The sequence below is a fragment of the Glaciimonas immobilis genome, assembly GCF_011947285.1.
GTDB classification, from domain to species: Bacteria; Pseudomonadota; Gammaproteobacteria; order Burkholderiales; family Burkholderiaceae_D; genus Glaciimonas; species Glaciimonas immobilis.
In genome coordinates, this window is sequence record NZ_JAAOZT010000003.1 from 145,280 (window position 1) to 165,590 (window position 20,311).

General features: G+C 50.9%; 23 protein-coding genes. 21 read left to right on the top strand and 2 right to left on the bottom strand.

Annotated features, from left to right (window positions below; genetic code table 11):
- Positions 1–53 precede the first annotated feature (53 nt).
- The 3 genes from HAV38_RS07080 (at position 54) to HAV38_RS22090 (ending at position 2,398) form a co-directional block, all read left to right on the top strand.
- On the top strand, positions 54–788 hold the full coding sequence (locus HAV38_RS07080) for an HAD family hydrolase (protein WP_168053871.1): 735 nt from the start codon (positions 54–56) through the stop codon (positions 786–788).
- 182 nt (positions 789–970) lie between these two features.
- On the top strand, positions 971–1,993 hold the full coding sequence (gene hrcA, locus HAV38_RS07085; protein ID WP_168053873.1) for a heat-inducible transcriptional repressor HrcA: 1,023 nt from the start codon (positions 971–973) through the stop codon (positions 1,991–1,993).
- A gap of 276 nt (positions 1,994–2,269) precedes the next feature.
- Positions 2,270–2,398, top strand: a complete 129-nt coding sequence (locus HAV38_RS22090; RefSeq protein ID WP_260326455.1) for a hypothetical protein — start codon at positions 2,270–2,272, stop codon at positions 2,396–2,398.
- 101 nt (positions 2,399–2,499) lie between these two features.
- Here the strand turns inward: HAV38_RS22090 and fur are convergent, their stop codons facing one another.
- Positions 2,500–2,919, bottom strand: a complete 420-nt coding sequence (gene fur, locus HAV38_RS07090) for a ferric iron uptake transcriptional regulator (protein WP_168053875.1) — start codon at positions 2,917–2,919, stop codon at positions 2,500–2,502.
- A gap of 74 nt (positions 2,920–2,993) precedes the next feature.
- Between fur and HAV38_RS07095 the strand changes: the two genes are divergently transcribed.
- The 18 genes from HAV38_RS07095 (at position 2,994) to bfr (ending at position 19,228) form a co-directional block, all read left to right on the top strand.
- Positions 2,994–3,587, top strand: coding sequence for an outer membrane protein assembly factor BamE (locus tag HAV38_RS07095; protein ID WP_168053877.1), 594 nt, complete (start codon positions 2,994–2,996; stop codon positions 3,585–3,587).
- Positions 3,588–3,659: 72 nt separating this feature from the next.
- The gene (dapB, locus tag HAV38_RS07100; protein WP_168053879.1) at positions 3,660–4,466 is read left to right on the top strand and encodes a 4-hydroxy-tetrahydrodipicolinate reductase; all 807 of its coding nucleotides are present in this window, start codon (positions 3,660–3,662) and stop codon (positions 4,464–4,466) included.
- Positions 4,467–4,653: 187 nt separating this feature from the next.
- Positions 4,654–5,346: a MotA/TolQ/ExbB proton channel family protein gene (locus HAV38_RS07105; RefSeq protein ID WP_168053881.1), complete on the top strand. Its 693-nt coding sequence runs from the start codon at positions 4,654–4,656 to the stop codon at positions 5,344–5,346.
- A gap of 133 nt (positions 5,347–5,479) precedes the next feature.
- Positions 5,480–5,908 carry an ExbD/TolR family protein gene (locus tag HAV38_RS07110; protein WP_168053883.1) on the top strand — a complete coding sequence of 143 codons (429 nt, stop codon included), beginning with the start codon at positions 5,480–5,482 and terminating at the stop codon, positions 5,906–5,908.
- 349 nt (positions 5,909–6,257) lie between these two features.
- Complete coding sequence (leuS, locus tag HAV38_RS07115) at positions 6,258–8,915, top strand: leucine--tRNA ligase (RefSeq protein ID WP_168053885.1); 2,658 nt, start codon at positions 6,258–6,260, stop codon at positions 8,913–8,915.
- An 85-nt stretch (positions 8,916–9,000) separates the two neighbouring features.
- On the top strand, positions 9,001–9,612 hold the full coding sequence (locus HAV38_RS07120; RefSeq protein WP_168053887.1) for an LPS-assembly lipoprotein LptE: 612 nt from the start codon (positions 9,001–9,003) through the stop codon (positions 9,610–9,612).
- Positions 9,613–9,624: 12 nt separating this feature from the next.
- The gene (gene holA / locus HAV38_RS07125; protein ID WP_168053889.1) at positions 9,625–10,641 is read left to right on the top strand and encodes a DNA polymerase III subunit delta; all 1,017 of its coding nucleotides are present in this window, start codon (positions 9,625–9,627) and stop codon (positions 10,639–10,641) included.
- A gap of 93 nt (positions 10,642–10,734) precedes the next feature.
- Entirely contained in the window at positions 10,735–12,006 is a 1,272-nt protein-coding gene (locus HAV38_RS07130; protein ID WP_168053891.1) for a glutamate-5-semialdehyde dehydrogenase, read from the top strand.
- A 220-nt stretch (positions 12,007–12,226) separates the two neighbouring features.
- Entirely contained in the window at positions 12,227–12,649 is a 423-nt protein-coding gene (locus HAV38_RS07135) for a CopD family protein (protein ID WP_168053893.1), read from the top strand.
- A 25-nt stretch (positions 12,650–12,674) separates the two neighbouring features.
- The gene (locus HAV38_RS07140; RefSeq protein ID WP_168053895.1) at positions 12,675–13,277 is read left to right on the top strand and encodes a 2-hydroxychromene-2-carboxylate isomerase; all 603 of its coding nucleotides are present in this window, start codon (positions 12,675–12,677) and stop codon (positions 13,275–13,277) included.
- 203 nt (positions 13,278–13,480) lie between these two features.
- The gene (locus HAV38_RS07145; protein ID WP_168053897.1) at positions 13,481–14,734 is read left to right on the top strand and encodes a THUMP domain-containing class I SAM-dependent RNA methyltransferase; all 1,254 of its coding nucleotides are present in this window, start codon (positions 13,481–13,483) and stop codon (positions 14,732–14,734) included.
- Between the two features lie 378 nt (positions 14,735–15,112).
- Positions 15,113–15,313 carry a hemin uptake protein HemP gene (hemP, locus tag HAV38_RS07150; protein WP_168053899.1) on the top strand — a complete coding sequence of 67 codons (201 nt, stop codon included), beginning with the start codon at positions 15,113–15,115 and terminating at the stop codon, positions 15,311–15,313.
- A gap of 144 nt (positions 15,314–15,457) precedes the next feature.
- Positions 15,458–15,790, top strand: a complete 333-nt coding sequence (locus HAV38_RS07155; RefSeq protein WP_168053901.1) for a hypothetical protein — start codon at positions 15,458–15,460, stop codon at positions 15,788–15,790.
- Positions 15,791–15,875: 85 nt separating this feature from the next.
- Complete coding sequence (locus HAV38_RS07160; protein ID WP_168053903.1) at positions 15,876–16,115, top strand: (2Fe-2S)-binding protein; 240 nt, start codon at positions 15,876–15,878, stop codon at positions 16,113–16,115.
- Positions 16,116–16,142: 27 nt separating this feature from the next.
- A complete protein-coding gene (locus tag HAV38_RS07165; protein WP_184013440.1) occupies positions 16,143–16,829 on the top strand; it encodes an energy transducer TonB in 687 nt (228 codons plus the stop codon).
- Positions 16,830–17,159: 330 nt separating this feature from the next.
- Entirely contained in the window at positions 17,160–17,900 is a 741-nt protein-coding gene (locus tag HAV38_RS07170; RefSeq protein WP_168053907.1) for a MotA/TolQ/ExbB proton channel family protein, read from the top strand.
- 1 nt (position 17,901) lies between these two features.
- On the top strand, positions 17,902–18,324 hold the full coding sequence (locus tag HAV38_RS07175) for an ExbD/TolR family protein (protein WP_168053909.1): 423 nt from the start codon (positions 17,902–17,904) through the stop codon (positions 18,322–18,324).
- Positions 18,325–18,757: 433 nt separating this feature from the next.
- Positions 18,758–19,228 carry a bacterioferritin gene (bfr, locus tag HAV38_RS07180; RefSeq protein ID WP_168053911.1) on the top strand — a complete coding sequence of 157 codons (471 nt, stop codon included), beginning with the start codon at positions 18,758–18,760 and terminating at the stop codon, positions 19,226–19,228.
- 518 nt (positions 19,229–19,746) lie between these two features.
- On the opposite strand, the gene HAV38_RS07185 is transcribed toward bfr, so the two are convergent.
- Complete coding sequence (locus tag HAV38_RS07185; RefSeq protein WP_168053913.1) at positions 19,747–20,286, bottom strand: YggT family protein; 540 nt, start codon at positions 20,284–20,286, stop codon at positions 19,747–19,749.
- Positions 20,287–20,311 lie beyond the last annotated feature (25 nt).

Sequence of the window (20,311 nt, forward strand, 5' to 3'; positions counted from 1 at the left end):
ACCATAATTTAGGTGTCCATTACAGTTTCTCAAGAGTATACCCGTCGATTGCCATGAATAATTTTGCCAGCCATCCCCGTTCGCCTACCGCTAACCCCGTCAAAGCCGTTCTGTTTGATCTGGACGATACTCTCTGGCCCATCATGCCGGTATTAATCCGCGCCGAGCAATTGCTCTTCGAATGGCTGGGTCAACACGCGCCCGCCGTCTCCCAAAATTTCAGCATTGATAGTCTGCGTCAACGGCGGCAGGCATTGCGCCAGACCAATCCGCTCTTCATAATCGATCTGTCCGCTTTGCGCCGTGCCGGACTAACCGAAGCGTTTAATAGTGTTGGTGAAGATTGCAGCAAAATCGATGCCGCGATGGCGCTGTTTGCCGAGGCCAGGCACGCTGTGACGCCGTTTGAGGATGTCAGCCCGGTGTTGTCACGACTCAAACAGCATTTCTTGCTTGGCTCAGTATCAAACGGTTTTGCAGACTTGGACACCATCGGTCTGTCTCACCATTTTAAAGTGTCCATCGCGGCACATAGTTTCGGCTACGCTAAGCCTGATCCCTGCATTTTCCACGCGGCCTGCAAGATGCTTCATGTCCAACCTGAAGAAGCAGTTTATGTGGGCGACGATCCGTTGCTAGACGTGGTCGCTGCCCGGGAGGCAGGCTTGCGCAGCGTGTGGATTAACCGATTTAATCGGGTGTTACCGCCAGGCATAACCCCCGACACGCAGTGCACCAATTTGCATGAACTCGAAACTTGGCTGCATTTGCAAGCGGCACAGGTGTAACTCATTGCACTCAAATAGCTGAAAGCGCAGAAAATTAGCGCAAACCCGGTGCGTTCGTGCGATTTAGCGAGCGGATACGGGTAGAAATGATAACGCCTGTGTAGGCGCGATGCGATTTAACAGTGTATAAATACATTTATAAAAGGCCAGCAAACGTGTCGGCCTTTGCAAAACCAAACCCCATGCATCTTGATACCCGTGCTCAAACTCTTCTAAAAGCTCTCGTCGAGCGTTATATCGCTGACGGTCAGCCCGTAGGATCGCGCGCTCTGTCTAAAATTTCCGGACTGGAATTATCACCCGCGACTATTCGCAATATTATGGCGGACCTAGAAGCCATGGGTTTTGTTGCCAGCCCCCATACCTCTGCCGGTCGCGTGCCTACGCCGCGCGGATATCGCGTTTTTGTCGATACCTTGTTGACCGTGCAGCCAATAGATGAGGGCGCGCTTGAGTCCAGAATGCAATCACGCCTGCAGAGTAACTCTCCGCAAAAAATTATTGCCAATGCGGCGCAGGTGCTGTCATCGCTGTCTCAATTTGCGGGAGTGGTGCTGACGCCGCGCCGTGAATCGATATTTCAGCAAATTGAGTTTTTGCGACTATCTGAAAAACGGATTCTGTTAGTCATCGTCAGTCCTGGTGGGGATGTGCAAAATCGGTTATTGCTTACCGATGTTGATTACACGCCATCACAGTTGATACAGGCGGCTAATTTTATTAATCAAAATTACGGCGGTCATAGTATCGACGACGTTCGACTCAGATTGCAGACTGAAGTGCATAAATTACGAGATGATATGAATCGCTTGATGCTTGCGGCGGTTGAGCTCGGGAGTGAGGCAATGACGGATGATGCGGACGGTGTGGTTATTTCAGGCGAACGGAATCTGCTTAGCGTTACTGATCTGTCGTCGAATATGACTTCGCTGCGCAAGTTGTTTGAGATGTTTGAGCAAAAAACTACTTTGATGCGGTTGCTGGATATTTCTGGTAAAGCGACGGGTGTGCAAATTTTTATTGGCGGGGAGTCGCAGTTGGTGCCGATGGAGGAGATGAGTGTTGTTACTGCCCCGTATGAGGTGAATGGGAAGATTGTTGGGACGCTTGGGGTTATTGGGCCTACGCGGATGGCATATCAGAGGGTGATTCCGATTGTGGATATTACTGCTAAGTTGTTGTCTAACGCTTTGAGTCAGAGTTGATTTATGGATCTATTAGGTGATAATTAATCCTATTAAATTAGCTTCTTAGTAAGTTTTATCGGGATGGTTCGGTTGATCGATAACTGACCCTGTTACTGCTCCGTGGATGCTGGTCGGGGGCGGCCCGACACCCGGTCGCTTTCTTTGCTTGGCTAGGCGCCCCCCCAAAAAAGTAACCAAAAAAGGCGACCGCAGAGACGTTGCCCCCCGTTGACGGGTCCCCGATTATTTTGACTATCAGTCGGGTCGAAATAGCAACCCGCCTTCGGCTCAGACATGTATTCCGACAATTCCCGACTGACAGCCGAAACAACCCGCAACGCCTATGACGGGGTAGGTCAACTTCAACGGCAGTTTCAACAGGAAGGTCAAGGTCAAGTGCAACTGCAACTGCAACTGCGTTGATGGTTGTGCCGGATTTAGTTTTGAACGAGCGCCGTGTGCAACGCTCATTTCACGAGCCGTTCATGTTTTATGTGATCCGGTCACGCTAAAAGTAAACTGCCTTATTTTTTTATGCAGTTCCGGCAATGACCGTACAACGCTAACGCGTGGTCCGCTATCTCGAAACCGCGTTCGATTGCTACGGCTTTTTGGCGCACTTCAATTTCTTCGTCGTAAAATTCTTCGACCAGACCGCATACCAGGCACACTAAATGGTCGTGGTGGGAGCCTTCGTTTAGCTCAAAGACGGCCTTGCCGGTTTCAAAATGATTACGTTGTAGCAGGCCAGCTTGCTCGAATTGGGTTAGTACGCGGTAGACGGTTGCTAAACCGACATCAAGACTTTCGGAAAGCAAAATTTTGTACACGTCCTCTGCGCTGAGATGGCGAACCTCGCTATTCTGGAAAATTTCGAGAATTTTAAGGCGGGGCAAGGTGGCTTTTAGGCCGCTGGCTTTTAGTTCGGATGGATTGTTAGGCATGTTTACGTCGCAAATGGATGATCTGCTTTATCATATAGCGTTTTAGCACAATTGCTCAATCAATTGAGATCCTTATGCGAATGTTGCTCTCCTGTACTACACGCACTACCGCTCTGACGGTTGCCGCTTTATCCGTGGCATTGCTGGCCGGTTGTGCGTCTAAAAATCCCCTTATCGATGGTTTGCCCGCCGCTACCGGCACGGACAAACCCTACGCCACCACTACCATGCCGACGTCTGCCACGCCGGACGCCGGTGTTCAAACGGTAAAAAATCCGCGTTTTTTCGGTATCTTTTCCCCTTACCGGATCAACATACAGCAGGGTAATTTTGTTTCTAAAGAAATGATCTCCCAAGTGAAGGTTGGCATGACCACTGAGCAAGTCTCCTTTGCTCTTGGCACACCTTTAGTGGCGGATATATTCCACGCGAATCGCTGGGATTATGTATTTCGTTTGCAAAAAGGCAATGGCGAAGTCACATCGAGCCGTGTCAGTGTTTTCTTCAAGGACAATCTTGTGACGCAAGTTGACGGTGGCGACCTGCCAACGGAAGCTGATTATCTGGCACGTATTTCTGGCGGAAAAAAAGAAGCCAAAAAAGCCACGAATGATAGCGGCATTGCGAAGGATGCGCCTTCACCTCCGGCTGCGGCCCCGACAAAATAATCCGCCTGTCTTTTCCGTCTTTCTTTTTCGTCTTTCTTAACCGTCTAAATTGCTAACATTGAATCAAATACGATGAATCAAATGAAAATTGCCGTCGCTGGCGCGTCCGGTCGCATGGGCCATATGCTGATTGAAGCCATTCAAAACGCTGAAGACGCCGTTTTGACCGGCGCTCTGGATGTTCCGACTGCGCCGGGCGTGGGCACTGATGCCGCCGCTTTTTTGGGTAAGCCCGCTGGCGTGACAATCACATCCGATCTGACCGCAGCCCTGGCCGATGCCGACTATCTGATTGATTTTACCCGGCCCGAAGGCACGCTCAAGCATGTCGCATATTGTGCCGAACATGGTATCAAGGTCATCATCGGCACCACCGGCTTTGACGACGAAGGTAAGGCAGCCATCGCTGAAGCCGCAAAAAAAACCGCCATTCTGTTCGCACCGAACATGAGTGTTGGTGTCAATGTCACCATGAAATTGCTGGAAATGGCTGCGAAGAGTTTCTCTCAAGGCTATGACATTGAAATCATCGAAGCCCATCATCGCCATAAAGTGGACGCGCCCTCCGGCACCGCCCTCAAGATGGGAGAAGTGATTGCCGACGCACTGGGTCGCAAGCTTGCCGACGTTGCGGTATTTTCGCGGGAAGGCGTTACCGGCGTACGCGATCCATCTTCCATCGGCTTTGCGACAATCCGGGGCGGTGATATTGTCGGCGACCATACGGTGCTGTTTGCAGGCGACGGTGAACGGGTTGAAATCACGCACAAGTCGTCCAGTCGCGTAACCTACGCCCACGGCAGTATGCGTGCGGCACGCTTCCTCAGCGATAAAGCTACCGGCCTGTACGACATGCAGGATGTGCTGGGCTTAAGCTGAATTAGCGACATTCGATTAGCGGAATATTTTATAAATCAGGACGGTCAGCACCGGGTGCTGAATGCTCGCGGTCGTATCTGCGCCGCGCAGCAGGTTCCGAAAGAAGTCTAATGTAATAAATTGTTGCTGATTAATGATCTGGGCCTAAAGATCGTTATGCTGCCCTCTCACACTCCGGATCAATGACATGAATGACAACCTCGGGTTCGCCCACTACTGGTCGCAAGGCGACGCTGTCTCACATGCCGTCGCTTATATGCTATTGCTAATGTCCCTGATTAGCTGGTATTACATCCTCTCTAAAAGCTTGAGTTCCTGGCGCATTCGGCGCAGTTCCTCCGCGTTGGACGGCTTTTGGCAAGCGCCCACATTGAATGATGCGATCGCCGTCATTAAGCCCCTCGATACCGAAAACGTCTATGCACCATTGGCCATTCAGGCAGCCGATGCCGCGGGAATCAGGTCTCCGATGGCTAGCAAACAAGCGTCTTCGCTCAATGCCGGAACCGACCTTGGCGAACTCATCACACGGACGTTACGACGCGAGATCAATCGCGTTTCATCACGACTTGAAAGCGGATTGACATTGCTGGCCTCGGTTGGCTCGACCGCCCCTTTTGTCGGTTTATTTGGTACCGTCTGGGGTATTTATCACGCGCTGATGGCGGTTTCCGCTTCGGGCACGGTGCAAATCGACAAAGTGGCCGGACCGGTTGGGGAAGCGTTGATCATGACCGCGCTGGGCTTGGTCGTCGCCATTCCTGCGGTGCTTTCGTACAATGCATTCACCCGCGTCAATCGGGTTACACTGGCGGAACTGGACGCATTCGCCCATGACTTGCACGCCTATTTAACGACTGGTAGTCGGGTCGGCAAATAACCAGGCCGAAAAACCTTACCTATGTATCTTTATTTAAGTAGGTTACTTTACTGTAGATGACGTATTCGGTATTTCACTCGCGTGACTTTTTTAAGCAATTTACCTCAACGCACTTTTAAAGCCGGAAACCAACATGTCATTTGGTGGATTTAACGACAATCAGCATTCAGCGCCGATGGCGGATATCAACATCACCCCGATGGTCGACGTGATGCTGGTGCTGCTGGTGATCTTTATCATCACGGCACCGCTATTTACGCACGCGGTCAAGGTAAACCTGCCGACCGCGCAATCGGCCCCGGCGCCAGAAAAGCCGGAGACCGTTTCGCTCTCCATCGATCGTGCCGGAAAAATGTTCTGGAATGACGCGCCGGTGGCCGAAGCCGAGTTAACCAGTCGCATCATAGAAGCATCAAAGCAACGACCACAGCCCGAAATACAGTTGCGCGCAGATAAAGACACCCGCTATCAGGTGTTGGCCCAAGTGATGGCGCTGGCGCAAAATAACGGTCTGACCAAACTGGGTTTTGTCACAGATCCAAAAACTACCTCGGCCAAATAAACCTGGCCCCGCACAAGCGCGCTTGGTTCAAGCAGGTCCGCTGACGCAAGTTAGGCCCGATTTAGGCTCCCATAGTTAGATGCGCTGAGTGCTTTTAAAAGTTACCTCGGGGTGTCGCCGGGATTTAGCGACGGGGAAAAGTACGTTTGCCGCCTCTGCGTTCTCCTTGGGTGGCATGCACAAGGCGTACATACGACTCAATATGGCCCGCAATCATTCACTAAATAGCCGCATCGCGGGGCGCATGCAAGTCCGCTGTCGTATGGGGCCACCCGAACCAGTATAATCAACGGTTCGGGGTGGATACACCCATGCTTTCTCACCTTCACCTATTTAGTCCGAACACGCCATGCAAGAAAAATACAACCCGACCGACGTCGAAAAATCGACCCAAGACCATTGGCGCGCCATCGATGCCTATAAGGTCGTTGAACACGCAAAAGACCAGAACGGCGAAGATAAAAAGAAGTTTTACGCCTGTTCCATGCTGCCCTACCCGTCGGGCAAACTGCATATGGGTCACGTCCGCAATTACACCATTAATGACGTGATGTATCGCTACCTGCGCATGAATAACTACAACGTGTTGATGCCGATGGGATGGGATGCGTTCGGGATGCCTGCGGAAAACGCGGCGATGGCCAATAACGTGCCGCCGGCGCAATGGACGTACAGCAATATCGAGCACATGAAAACGCAGATGCAATCAATGGGGCTTGCCATTGACTGGTCGCGCGAGATGACGGCCTGCAAACCCGAGTATTACAAATGGAACCAGTGGATGTTCCTGAAAATGCTCGAAAAAGGCATCATTTACAAAAAAACCGGTACCGTTAACTGGGATCCGATCGATCAGACCGTATTGGCAAATGAACAAGTCATCGATGGTCGCGGCTGGCGTTCGGGCGCGCTGATTGAGAAGCGCGAAATCCCGATGTATTACGCCAAAATCACCGATTACGCTGAAGAACTGCTGGACCACGTTGAAACAAAATTGCCAGGTTGGCCCGAGCGCGTGCGCCTGATGCAAGCCAACTGGATCGGCAAATCGACCGGGGTTCGGTTTGCGTTTCCGCATAAGATTGAAGAAGACGGCAAGCTGATACAAGACGGCAAGCTGTGGGTCTTTACCACCCGCGTGGATACCATCAAAGGCGTCACTTTTTGCGTGGTAGCGCCAGAGCATGCCTTGGCGACATTCGCTGCAAAAACCAATCCTGAACTGGTCGAATTCATCGCCGAGTGCAAAAAAGGCGGCGTTGCCGAAGCCGATATGGCGGTCATGGAAAAGAAAGGTATGCCAACCGGCCTCTACGTTTCTCACCCGTTGACCGGGCAACTGGTTGAGGTATGGGTCGGCAATTACGTGCTGATCACCTACGGCGACGGTGCCGTGATGGGCGTGCCTGCACATGACGAGCGCGACTTCGCTTTCGCGCAAAAATACGTGCTGCCGATTCGCCCGGTCATCTCAGTGGAAGGCAAAACGTACTCGACCGAGACCTGGCATGACTGGTACGCAGACAAACAAAACGGCGTTTGCGTTGACTCCGGCAAATACGATGGCATGCATTTTCAGCAAGCGGTTGATGCCATCGCTGCCGATCTGGACGCGCACGGCCTCGGCGAAAAGAAAATCACCTATCGCTTGCGCGACTGGGGCATCTCGCGCCAACGCTATTGGGGCACACCGATCCCGATCATCCATTGCGAAGACTGCGGCGACGTGCCGGTCCCGGAAAAAGATTTACCCGTGCTGTTACCCGAAGATTGCGTCCCGGATGGCAGCGGCAATCCACTTAACAAGCACGAAAAGTTTCTGCACGTAGATTGCCCGACTTGCGGCAAACCTGCGCGCCGTGAAACCGACACGATGGATACCTTTGTCGATTCGTCCTGGTATTACATGAAATACACCTCGCCCGCTTCTACTGACGCTTCTACCGACGCCATGATCGATGCGCGCAATGATTATTGGATGCCGATGGATCAATACATCGGCGGCATTGAGCATGCGGTATTGCATCTGCTGTACGCGCGCTTCTGGACCAAGGTCATGCGTAATTTTGGCCTGGTTAAGTTTGATGAGCCGTTTACCAATCTGCTGACGCAAGGCATGGTGCTCAACGAGACTTACTATCGCGAAGAAGCCAACGGCAAAAAAATCTGGCATAACCCGGAAGACGTGACATTAACCTTTGATGAAAAGGGCCGTCCGGAAGCCGCGATCCTGAAGACCGACGGCAAGCCGGTGATCATCGGCGGCACTGAAAAAATGTCGAAATCAAAGAATAACGGCATCGATCCGCAAGCCCAGATCGATCAATACGGTGCCGATACTGCGCGCCTATTTACGATGTTTGCGTCGCCACCGGAACAAACATTGGAATGGTCAAACGCTGGCGTCGAAGGTGCCAATCGCTTTTTGCGTCGGGTTTGGAGCTTCAGCCACGCGCAAGCATCGCACATCATTCCGGGGGCGAGTACGCAATTCGGCGATTTGGCTGCGCCTCTCAAAACCTTGCGGCGCGACGTCCACAAGATTTTGCAGCAGGCCGACCATGACTTGAAGCGTATCCAATACAACACCGTGGTTTCTGCCTGCATGAAAATGCTCAACACGCTGGAGGCAGCGAAAGTAGAAACGTCGGCCACCGGCAACGCGGTGTTGACTGAATGCGTATCGATTTTCTTGCGCGTCCTTAATCCTGTGGCACCGCATATTACGCATACACTGTGGCAAGAACTCGGCTTTGCCCAAGTGTACGGTGACATTCTTGACGCCACCTGGCCGCAAGTCGATGCTAAAGCACTGGAACAAAGCGAAATCGAAATGATGATTCAGGTTAACGGCAAACTACGCGGCAGTATCATCGTTGCCAAGGATGCCGATAAAGTCACCGTCGAAGCGCTTGCCCTTGCCCATGAAAATGTGCAAAAGTACCTCGAAGGTGCGCCGAAAAAAGTAATCGTTGTGCCCGGCAAGCTGATTAATATCGTTGCTTAAACTGCGTGTTGAACGGAATCGGCTGTGTTGCAACAGGTTTTTTGCAGCCGATTTTGTCTTGAATTTTGAAACAAGGAATATCTGTATGACGCAAGTTTCCATAAGCCGCCACCCGTTTGTTCGCTGGTCGCTGATCATTGCCCTGACCGCAGTGCTGGCAGCATGCGGCTTTCACCTGCGCGGCTCTGCCAATCTTCCGTTCAAGAAAATCTATCTTGGCAGCGCTACCGGCACAGCTCTTGGGATCGAGCTGAAACGTAATATTCAGGCCAGCGGCACCACTGAAGTTGTCGCTAATGAAAAAGACGCGGACGCGATTATGGACGTGCTGTCACAGACGCAGGAAAAGGTCATTTTGACCTTGAATAGCCAGGGTCGCGCACGTGAATACATGCTTTACTCGCGCTTCTCTTTCCGCCTGAGGGATGCATCACAAAAAGAATTGATGCCAACGACGTTGATTACCCTGAAGCGCGATATCAGCTACAACGAATCGCAAGAGTTGTCCAAAGTAGCTGAAGAAGCACTACTGTATCGCGACATGCAAACGGATCTGGTCCGTCAAATCTTGCGCCGTATGAGTGCGATCAAGCCGTCCTCAACCAGCGATACGACGACCGGGTTGGCACCAGCCATTGAGTCATACCCCTCACCAGCGCCAGCCCAGTCGGTTCCATCGACCAAACCAGCGCAATAACGAGGACTGGCAATGCAACTGCGGATTGACGCGCTTGACACACATCTGGCTAAAACGGTCGCTCCACTGTATGTCATCACCAGTGATGAGCATCTGCTGGCGCTCGAAGCTGCGGATAAAATCCGTAAAAGCGCGCGCGCTAACGGTTGCACCGAGCGCGATGTGCTGACCGTTGATCGAAGCTTTAAATGGGGGGAATTGCAGGCGTCCAATCAGTCGCAATCTCTTTTTGGCGACAAAAAACTGATTGAGCTGCATATTCCAACGGGTAAGCCCGGCAAAGATGGCGGTCAGGCGTTACAGCAATATGCGACGACATTAAACCCGGACAACGTCACCATTATCACGCTGCCCAAGCTTGATTGGGCGACCCAAAAAGCAGCTTGGGTTGGCTCACTCCAGCAAACCGGCGTGTATATTGATATTCCGTTAGTAGAGCGGTCGCAGTTACCAAACTGGATCGGTGTACGCATGGCAGGACAGCAACAAAGCACTGATCGGCAATCGCTTGATTTTATTGCGGATCGGGTCGAGGGCAACCTGCTGGCAGCCCATCAGGAAATCCAGAAACTGGCGTTATTGCATCCCCCGGGCAGACTCACCTTTGAGCAAATTCACGATGCGGTGCTTAATGTTGCACGCTACGATGTATTCAAGTTAAATGAAGCGATGCTGGCCGGCGATGTCGCGCGTCTGGTGCGAATGATTGATGGCCTGAAGGGCGAAGGCGAAGCGCTACCTCTGGTACTCTGGGCTATCGCGGAAGAATGCCGCATTTTATTGAAACTCAAATCAGGCATGGCGCAAGGCCGACCACTGAATGCGTTACTAAAAGAGTATCGTATCTGGGGGCCGCGTGAGCGTTTGATGGAGCCAGCTCTGCGCCGTTTATCGTTGCCTACGCTGGAGGCGGCATTGCAGCAAGCCGCGCAGATAGACAAAATGGTCAAAGGTTTGCGGGCCAAAAAGTTCGCTGGCGATGCCTGGGATGCACTATTGCAATTGGGACTGACGGTCGCACGTTCTTAGCGCTTATCCAAACGACGGTTTTGTTCACTTGAACTTTGAATCTTTTAGCGTGTAACCCTGATTACCTTTCACCGGATCAGACAAACTATAAACATGGATATCCAACAATACATTACCGATGTCGGTCAACGTGCAAGGATTGCATCACGCTTGATGGCGCGCGCCGAAACAGCGACCAAAAACCGGGCATTGACCTTGATCGCTGAAGCAATCCGCCGCGATGCACCTGCGCTGCGTCTGGCAAATCAAAAAGATCTGGATGCCGCCCGCGCTAACGGTCTGGAAGAAGCGATGCTGGATCGTCTGACGCTATCGGATCAGGCCATCGCGACCATGATTGAGGGACTGCAACAGATTGTGACATTAGCTGATCCAATTGGTGAGATTTCAAACATGAAATATCGTCCGACTGGCATTCAGGTTGGACAAATGCGGGTTCCGTTAGGCGTCATCGGGATTATTTATGAAGCGCGTCCGAACGTCACGATTGATGCTGCTGGTCTTTGTATCAAGAGCGGCAATGCAACAATTTTACGCGGCGGTTCCGAGGCGATTCATTGTAATCAGGCGTTGGCAAAACTGGTCAAAGAAGGCCTGAAAGGGGCGGGTTTACCAGCCGATGCAGTCCAGGTTATCGAGACTACTGACCGGGCAGCAGTCGGCGCGCTGATCAGCATGCCGGAATATGTCGATGTCATCATTCCGCGCGGCGGCAAAGGCTTGATCGAGCGTCTGATCAAAGAATCCAAAGTACCGATGATCAAACATCTGGATGGCATTTGCCACGTGTATATCGATGACCAGGCCGATCCCGAAAAAGCGGTGAAGATCGCCTTTAATGCCAAATGTCATCGGTATGGCACCTGCAACACGATGGAGACGTTATTGATCGCGCGGGCAATCGCGCCACAGGTATTACCGGAACTGGCATTACTATACCGTACCAAAGACGTCGAACTCCGGGCGGATGACGAGGCTGGCAAGATATTGCGGGGCTGCGACTATCCCCACGTGACTGCGGCCACGGAAGAAGACTGGAGCACTGAATATCTGGCAGCGATCCTGGCGGTGAAAATCGTCGACGACATGGACGCGGCAATCGACCATATTAACCACTATTCATCGCATCACACCGATAGTATTGTCACCGAAAACTACACTCGTACCATGCGGTTTTTGCGGGAGGTCGATTCGGCCTCTGTCATGGTTAACGCGTCGACCAGATTTGCTGATGGGTTTGAATTTGGATTAGGTGCCGAGATCGGTATCTCCAACGACAAATTGCACGCTCGCGGGCCCGTCGGACTTGATGGTTTGACATCTGTTAAATATGTGGTGTTCGGTCACGGCGAGGTGCGTAGCTAACCCTCCGGCGTGCACTTCAGTATCAAACTTAAGTAGCGCTCAAGAATTTATTGTGAATAGAAGGAGAGTCTGGTCAGATGCGCTGCAAGCAATGGGCAAGGCCGCTGAGCGCCGACCAGGGTGGCCAGATATCACAAGAAATTATGGGGCTGCTTAGTATCAAATTTTTCATCGTCTCGACTCAAATGCTGTTCCCGGATTTATCTACAAGGAAATTTTCATGCTCTGGATTAAAGCGCTACACATTGTCTTCATCGTCTCGTGGTTTGCAGGCTTGTTTTATTTGCCCCGGATTCTTATCAACCTGGCACAAGAAACCGAACCCGTCGCGACCCAGCGCTTATTGCTGATGGCACGCAAACTGTACCGCTTCATGCTACCGCTGGCGATAGGTACGATCGTATTTGGTGCCTGGCTTTGGCTCGGTTACGGGATCGGAAAAGGTCCGGGCAACGGCTGGTTGCACGCCAAGTTATTCCTCGTCATCCTACTGATTGGTTACCATCACGCCACCGGCAGCATGCTCAAAAAATTCGAACTGGGCACCAACAAGCGCAGTCATGTATGGTTACGCTGGTTTAATGAAGTTCCTGCCATTTTATTGCTAGCCATCGTTATACTGGTAGTGGTCAAACCATTCTAAATAACCCCTAGCGTCAGGAGTCGGCATGAGCAAAATCTGTGAGTATTACTTCGTGCCTCATTCGCCTTTTGCCTATCTTGGGCATGCCAAATTGGTATCGTTAGCCCAACAATATGGCGTCCAAATTATTCTGAAACCCTTCGATCTATCGAAGATTTTCGCTATTTCGGGTGGCTTACCATTGGCTAAGCGATCACCACAGAGGCAGGCCTATCGGCTTTTGGATCTTCAGCGTTGGAAAGACTATTTGAATCTGCCGATGAACGTGCAGCCGACCTACTTTCCGGTCCACAGTGACGATGCGGCCAAACTGATCATTGCCACGCAACTCGCGCATGGCACCGCGGCCGCACTGGCGCTGACTGGCGCAATCATGCAGGCGGTATGGGAGGAGGAGAAAAATATCGCTGATACCGACACGCTGATCGGTATAGCCACGGCACGTGGGCATGATGGCAAAACCTTGTTAAAATCTGCCGAAACCGTCAGCGTCGACGCAGAATTTGTTCGCTTCACTGAAGAGGCTACCGCGGCCAACGTCTTTGGCGCGCCATGGTATGTCGTTGACGGCGAAGGCTATTGGGGCCAGGATCGACTGGATTTTGTCGAACGCGCCTTTGCAAAATAAAGCTTCGATCAAGGGCAGGATGCAACAAATTTGTGAGCGATCATTGGTCCCAAACAGGGCGCCGTGCCCCATAACAATGCAATATTTTTGTAATATGGTATTACGCTGGCTATTGGCGGTTTTCCGTAAATAGCCTTTTCACCACTACATCAATGTCGATGTAGTTAACGGATCAAGAGACCCCCAAGATTAAGAGAACCCTTATGGCACAAGCAATCACCGCACAATCAGCAAGCTCCAAACACTCGTACTTTTGTCCCTGTCCACGTGGACTAGAGATTGCTCTGGCGGAAGAAATCAATGAAATTGCGCAGTTATCCGCGCCGAACGTCACGCTCCGCGTACATAATCAGGTGCCCGGTGGGGTCCATTGCTCGGGCCTGCTAAGCGATGCGTGGCTGGTCAATTTGCACTCCCGCATTGCCAGTCGCGTTCTCATGCGTCTCGCGCACGGTGCTTATAAAACTGAAAATGATATTTACGATACCGCACTGGAACAAGAATGGGAGAACTGGTTCCGGGTTGACCACACTATCCGAGTCGATATCACCGCGATCAAATCGCCTTTACGCAGTCTTGAGTTCACCACACTGAAAATCAAGGACGCGATCTGCGACCGCTTCCGCGATATCTGCGACGAACGGCCATCGGTCGATACCCACACACCCGATATGCGTATCGTCGGATTTTTAGACGCGCATAGCTTTACGTTATATCTGGACACCTCAGGCGAAGCGCTGTTCAAACGCGGCTGGCGTGCTGAAACCGGCGATGCACCACTGCGTGAAAACTTGGCCGCCGGACTATTACGCACAGCAGGCTGGAAGCCCGGAACGGTCCTGTTCGACCCAATGTGCGGTTCCGGCACTATTTTGATCGAGGCCGCGCAGATTCTGGCGGGCATTCCTGCGGGCGCGCGGCGTGAGTTCGCTTTCGAAAAATTTCACGGCTTTGAGGTCGGGCAGTGGCAAGCAATAAAAGGGGCGATTAAACCCAATCCAATGCCGCTGACACCGACCATTTTCGGTAGCGATATTTCGGGCGATATGGTCGCCATGACCGCAGAAAACCTACGTAATGCTGGCATTCTTTTTGAAGTTCCTTTGAAGCAAATTGAGGCCCAGGAAGTCCGTCCACCTAACGAACTCAGCGCCAGTGGTGGCATCATACTGACCAATCCGCCTTATGGAGAACGGATTGGCGTGCGCGGTGACAGTACGCTCGCAACCGACGATTTATTCAACGCATTCTTTAATGCTTTCGGTAATACGCTCAAGCAACGCTTTGCGGGCTGGACGGTTTTTCTGTTCACAGCGGACCTGACTTTGCCAAAATTGCTGCGGCTGAAGGAGGCGCGTAAAACGCCTTTCTTTAATGGCGCGCTGGAATGTCGATTGTTCCGCTTTGACATGGTGGCGGGCTTTAATCGCCGCGAAGCCGCCAAACCGAAAGAGTAAATATCGCGCAATATTACCAGTGGCATTAAGTCAGTCTTTAAAGGGTCATCACATTGCGTTGATGGCCCTTTTTTTATTCGCCAATCAATGTTCGGGAGGTCATCTGTTGCCCGCCACAAGGGCCCTCGCAGCAAAGGTGATGGGATTAAGTAAAAAATCAACATCAAATAATAATGATTCTTATTTCATGGTATAAATGTGGGATGCGGTTAACCCCCGAGTTTAGTCCCACATGATGCCCTATTATTGTAATTTTGATCATTAAGTACATTTCCTAAAAGAAATAAATTTAATACATGCAGTGAAAGCACTTGCAATCCCGTCTTAAATAGAGAATAATCTAAATACGAATTGTTCTCATTTACATAAAGGACTATCATGGGTCACTCGATACCGCACACAACGGATTTTTCAGAGTCTGAAAAATCCATTTCAGGCGCCACTAAAGTTACACCAGCAATCAAGCGCATCACCAGCCGCGATTTGTTTAAACAAATGCGTGAGCTTGAAATTGATCATGGCGGAAGAATTTACAAGTTACGACTGACGCAGCTGAATAAATTAATTTTGACGGCTTAAAGCATTACCCGGATATCTTTGCCGGCAACTTAGGGACAGTTAGCAACATGTACTTGCAAGTAGTCCTAAAGCTATAAGACCGGATGTTTGCAATACCAGCCAGCCAGAACGCTCAGCCCGCGAGTCACTGACAAGGAGCATTAGATGGTTACCGACGATATGGAGAGCGCGTTCATGGCACCAAACGAAGCACCGGCGCAGCCTGAGTTGCTGGTCTCTGCTGTATTGCATCTTATGTCGCATTACACGGCACATCAACAGACCCATCAGCCAGAGGCCCGCAGTTGCACTAAGCTGGCTTCAGTAATAGAAAGACATTTGAAGGCACTGGCAGCGCTGCCTGATTTAGCGCCGGTATTGCGTACGACCTGCCAGCAACTGTCTGGCCAGTGGGCCACATTAGTCGAACGTAGCATGCCTCGGCAGGAAAAATATAATTTGTTTGCGCGCTTAGTGTCCAGCAATCGCACGCATTGAGCAGTAATTGGTGAAGTAATTAGTGAAGCAATAGGCGCTTGTTTATCCTTTGCTTATTAATCTTTTATTAGTCTTTAGGTGAAAAATGATTGTCTGTGTTTGCAACAACATCTCTGAACGCAATATAGTCCAGGCTGTCAATTCTGGCATGTCAACCATGCGGGAATTGCGCGAGAATCTTGGTGTCGCTACCTGCTGCGGCAAATGTCACACGTGCGCCAAAAATGTATTGCGCGAGTGCCTCGATAATAATGTTCCTACTGCAAACAGGCATCTCCATGCTATGGTGTTTCAGGCAATGCCAAGTACAGCAACCGCTGCGTAAAAAGTCGTATCATCAATGAGTGCAAGAATGTCGTCTCCATCGCAGCTTCCGTCTACATTTGTGTGGAATCAGGTTAAACGTATCGGACCTCTCGGCGCGATTATTTTATTGCATGCAGGATTTTTCATCGCCCTTAAAAGTGGCCTGATCCATACTGTTGCGCAAGCGATGCCGAAAGAGGTGTTCGCCACCTTCATCACGCCCGAACGCGCGCCCGAACCTACACCACCAAAACCGCAACCGGCTCCGCCCAAAACGGTGCATGTGGTGAAAAAAAGCATCGCGCCGCCGCGTCCTGCTCCCGTCATCGTCAACAATACCCCTTCAGAACAAGCTATTTCTGTACCGGTCACCGTACAGCCACCGCAAAAAGAAGAGTACTCCCCGCCGGCTCCCGCGCCAGTCGCCGCGCCAGCAGCGCCCGCGGCACCTCGTACGATTAGTACCGGCGTTGAGTACATCCGGGCGCCGAGTCCAGAATATCCTGCCGCAGCCAAACGCATGGGTGAAGAAGGTAAAGTCATCCTGCGCGTCCTAATTAATGAAAAGGGTCGGGCAGAGCACGTAGAAATTCAGAAAAGCTCCGGTTCAGGGCGCCTGGATGAAGCGGCCAGACAAGCTCTGCAGCGCGCGCTTTTCAAGCCTTACATGGAAGATGGCAAGGCACTACCGGTCTATGCCATCGTGCCTATCAATTTTCAGCTTTCCAACTAAGCAACTTATTGGGGCCGGGCTATGGAGATCGTTGGGCAGGTTACACTACACACGAAAAATTCATTCCAAAGGACCGGGAGTAGCAGATGAATTTATTGCATTGAATTAGCGTGTCCACCTAATCAAAAGTTTTCGGGCCGGGCCGTCGAAGTGAAAAACGGGTAATGTGAGGGGGCAGGTTTGATCGGAATCATAATGCCAATAGCGCGCTATTGATCAAGAGGCCAACCAAAGCATGGACCGACTAAATTTTTTTCGCACAGGAATACCCTTCGGTCTGACAAACTCGTGCCCAGATTAACGATAACACTCACAGATTAAGGAATTATCATGGAAGTCAGCCCGTACGGTTTAGAAGCACTTTGGTTACAGGGTGACATTGTCATCAAATTTGTCGCCGTTTTATTGGTCGTAATGTCTATCTCATCGTGGTACGTCATTCTGACCAAGGCAATACAGATTATTCGCTTACAGCGCGCAGCCCGTGCAGCCGGACACCAATTCTGGGATACCACCAACCTCCCTGAAGGTATTGCGACGTTAGGCACGGAAAATCCGTTCGCAGATGTCGCTCAGGCTGGCGTCGTATCAATGCGTCATCACACCGCTCATAGCGGACATTTACACGATCAATTGTCCACCAGCGACTGGGTTACATTATCGTTACGTCAAGCGATCGATGAAGCCTCTGGCAAGTTGCAAACAGGTATGGCGGTCCTCGCATCGGTCGGCTCTACTGCGCCTTTCGTCGGTCTATTTGGGACCGTATGGGGGATTTATCATGCCTTGGTTGCTATCGGTACCTCAGGCCAGGCCAGTATTGATAAAGTCGCCGGTCCGGTCGGCGAGTCACTCATCATGACAGCGCTTGGTCTTGCAGTTGCCATCCCCGCTACTTTTGGCTACAACGCGCTAGTGCGTGGTAACAAAACCATTATTGCCAAGCTCAATAAATTCGGCTTTGACCTGCATGCATTATTCGTCACGGGTGCACGCACAGATGCTAACAAAATCATTAATGGCACAAGCACGGAAGCCACTTCCAAGCTCGTTGCTGTGAAAGGCTTATGATATGGCAATGGGCTCCCTGTCCGATTCGGACGATGACTTCAATCCTGAAATTAACACCACCCCGTTAGTAGACGTGATGCTGGTCTTGTTAATCATCTTTATCATGACGATTCCCGTGATGAATCACGCCGTCAAAATCGACTTGCCGCGTGCCACCAATCAACCCGATCAGGTAAAACCAGAAAGCATTAACTTATCCCTTGACGCTGCTGGCAAGGTTTACTGGAATGACGAAATTGTCGATCGCGATGGGTTGCAAGTAAAGATAGCCGCTGCAGCCAAGAAAGAACCGCAACCGGAATTGCATTTGCGCGCGGAGCGCACCACGGAATACGAAAAAATAGCGCAGGTAATGGCGGCAGCACAATCTGGGGGACTAGGAAAGATCGGGTTTGTTACCGATCCCGATGCTAAGGCCAAGTAAGGCCACTGCTATTACTACTATTGCTGATATGAGCTGCGATGGTTGATGGCTGAAATGCTTTTGATAGGCGCAAAAGCATCATGTTTATAAAAATTGCATCCTTGCCGCATTTGTCGTAATTGTCATCAACAAAGCCTTTGCAGACTAACCTGCAGAGGCTTTTTGCATATCATTGATTCCATTGATAGCTTGATCGTAAAGGTCGGGGTCAAAGTCAATTTTGGAGGCAACATTTATCAAACATGTAGAGCCGTAATAATGCAGTCTTTCAGCGCGCTTTGACGGCCGGAATAGGACTGCGAATGATTCACGCTAATGAATGATGAAAAAGCGCAGGACCTGGGCTATCATTGCTGCTTTCCGGTAGTCACGGCGATTTATGAGTTGTAACTTCTCCGTTTCCTCGCGGTCAAGTATCTTTAGAGAGGCATTCATGCAAGGCGACAAAAACATCATCAAACTGCTCAACGCACAGTTGACTAACGAACTTAGCGCAGTAAATCAGTATTTTTTACATGCTCGGATGTACAAGCATTGGGGCCTGGAAAAGCTCGGCAAGAAAGAATATGAAGAGTCGATCGGCGAAATGAAACATGCAGATCGCTTGATTGACCGCATTCTGATGCTGGATGGTTTGCCAAATCTGCAGGCTTTACACAAGCTGATGATCGGCGAAAATACGCCAGAAATGCTGGCTTGCGATTTGAAACTGGAACAAGCTGCTCAAAATACAGTAAAGGAAGGTATTGCTGCCTCTGAAGCAGTGGGTGACTACATCTCACGCGAACTGTTCAAAGACATTCTGGACGACACCGAAGAGCACATCGACTGGCTAGAAACCCAGCTCGACCTGATCGATAAAGTCGGTATCCAAAACTATCTGCAAACGCAGATGGGAAGCTAAGCCAGACCTCGCAATTAGGAGGGCAATCAACAGAGATGTAGTAATTGCCCACAAATCACGGGGCAAGCACGTGCCAAATAAGTAGCCTGCACCCAGCAACGGGGCAGTAGTAGGTCAGTCACGTTTAGCCTGCGACCATAATGGTGCAAAAACCCATTTAAGGTCGTCGGCCACCCTAACTTTCGGTACCCCATTCTTTTCTATCGTAGAGAGAAGCTTCACACCGTACCGACTCACTGCAGAAACTTTACATTAAAAGTTTATGCTCAATTTTACGTTAACGCATGGCCACTGAAGGCCTGTAACACACTAGAACGCGTTATAACGGTCACCACACGACCGAGCGGACATACGCGTGGTGCATTGTTTCGGCAGCGGATAAAGGCAGTAACGCAGCAAATTTGCCGCCCCTGAGCCGCCCTATCTATCAATTCACGCAGGTGATCGCTTAAACCCCAAAGTCGACCATAAAAACCTACCATCCAGCGCTCGCTTTAGCGCCTCTGGTACCTGCCGCCCTATAGCGCCCCGATTAACGAGATCAAAAGCTGATGCACTACACGCAACAAAATCAAAGCAACCAGGGGGGACAGATCAACACTGCCCAGCAAAGGAATGATCCGTCTCAACGGATCGAGAATAGGCGCATTTAAGGTACGCACAAAAGGCGCCAGCGGTGCTTGCGGATTTACCCAACTAAAAATGGCTTCGATAATCAGCAATCCGATCAGACCATAAAAAACCCATTGAAGAAACAACAGTGCAGCCATCACCAATAAGAGCGACGCACTGAACACTGAAGCAACCGCAAGTTGAAGCGCTACGCAGACACCCGCCACCACCAGCGCACCAACAAAACTGGCCCAATCATAACCACTAGCGCCCGGCAACATTTTACGCAGGGGCAGCACCATCCAGTTGGAAACGGTAAAAACGAATTGGGCAACTTGTGGGGGAGGACGTACGCGGACGACTTGTATCCAGAAGCGCAGTAACAGCACGCCGCCTAAAACACTACCGGCAGTTTCGATAATCAATGAAAAAATATTCTGTAGCACGAGGTTCTCTCTTTCCAGATGAAGC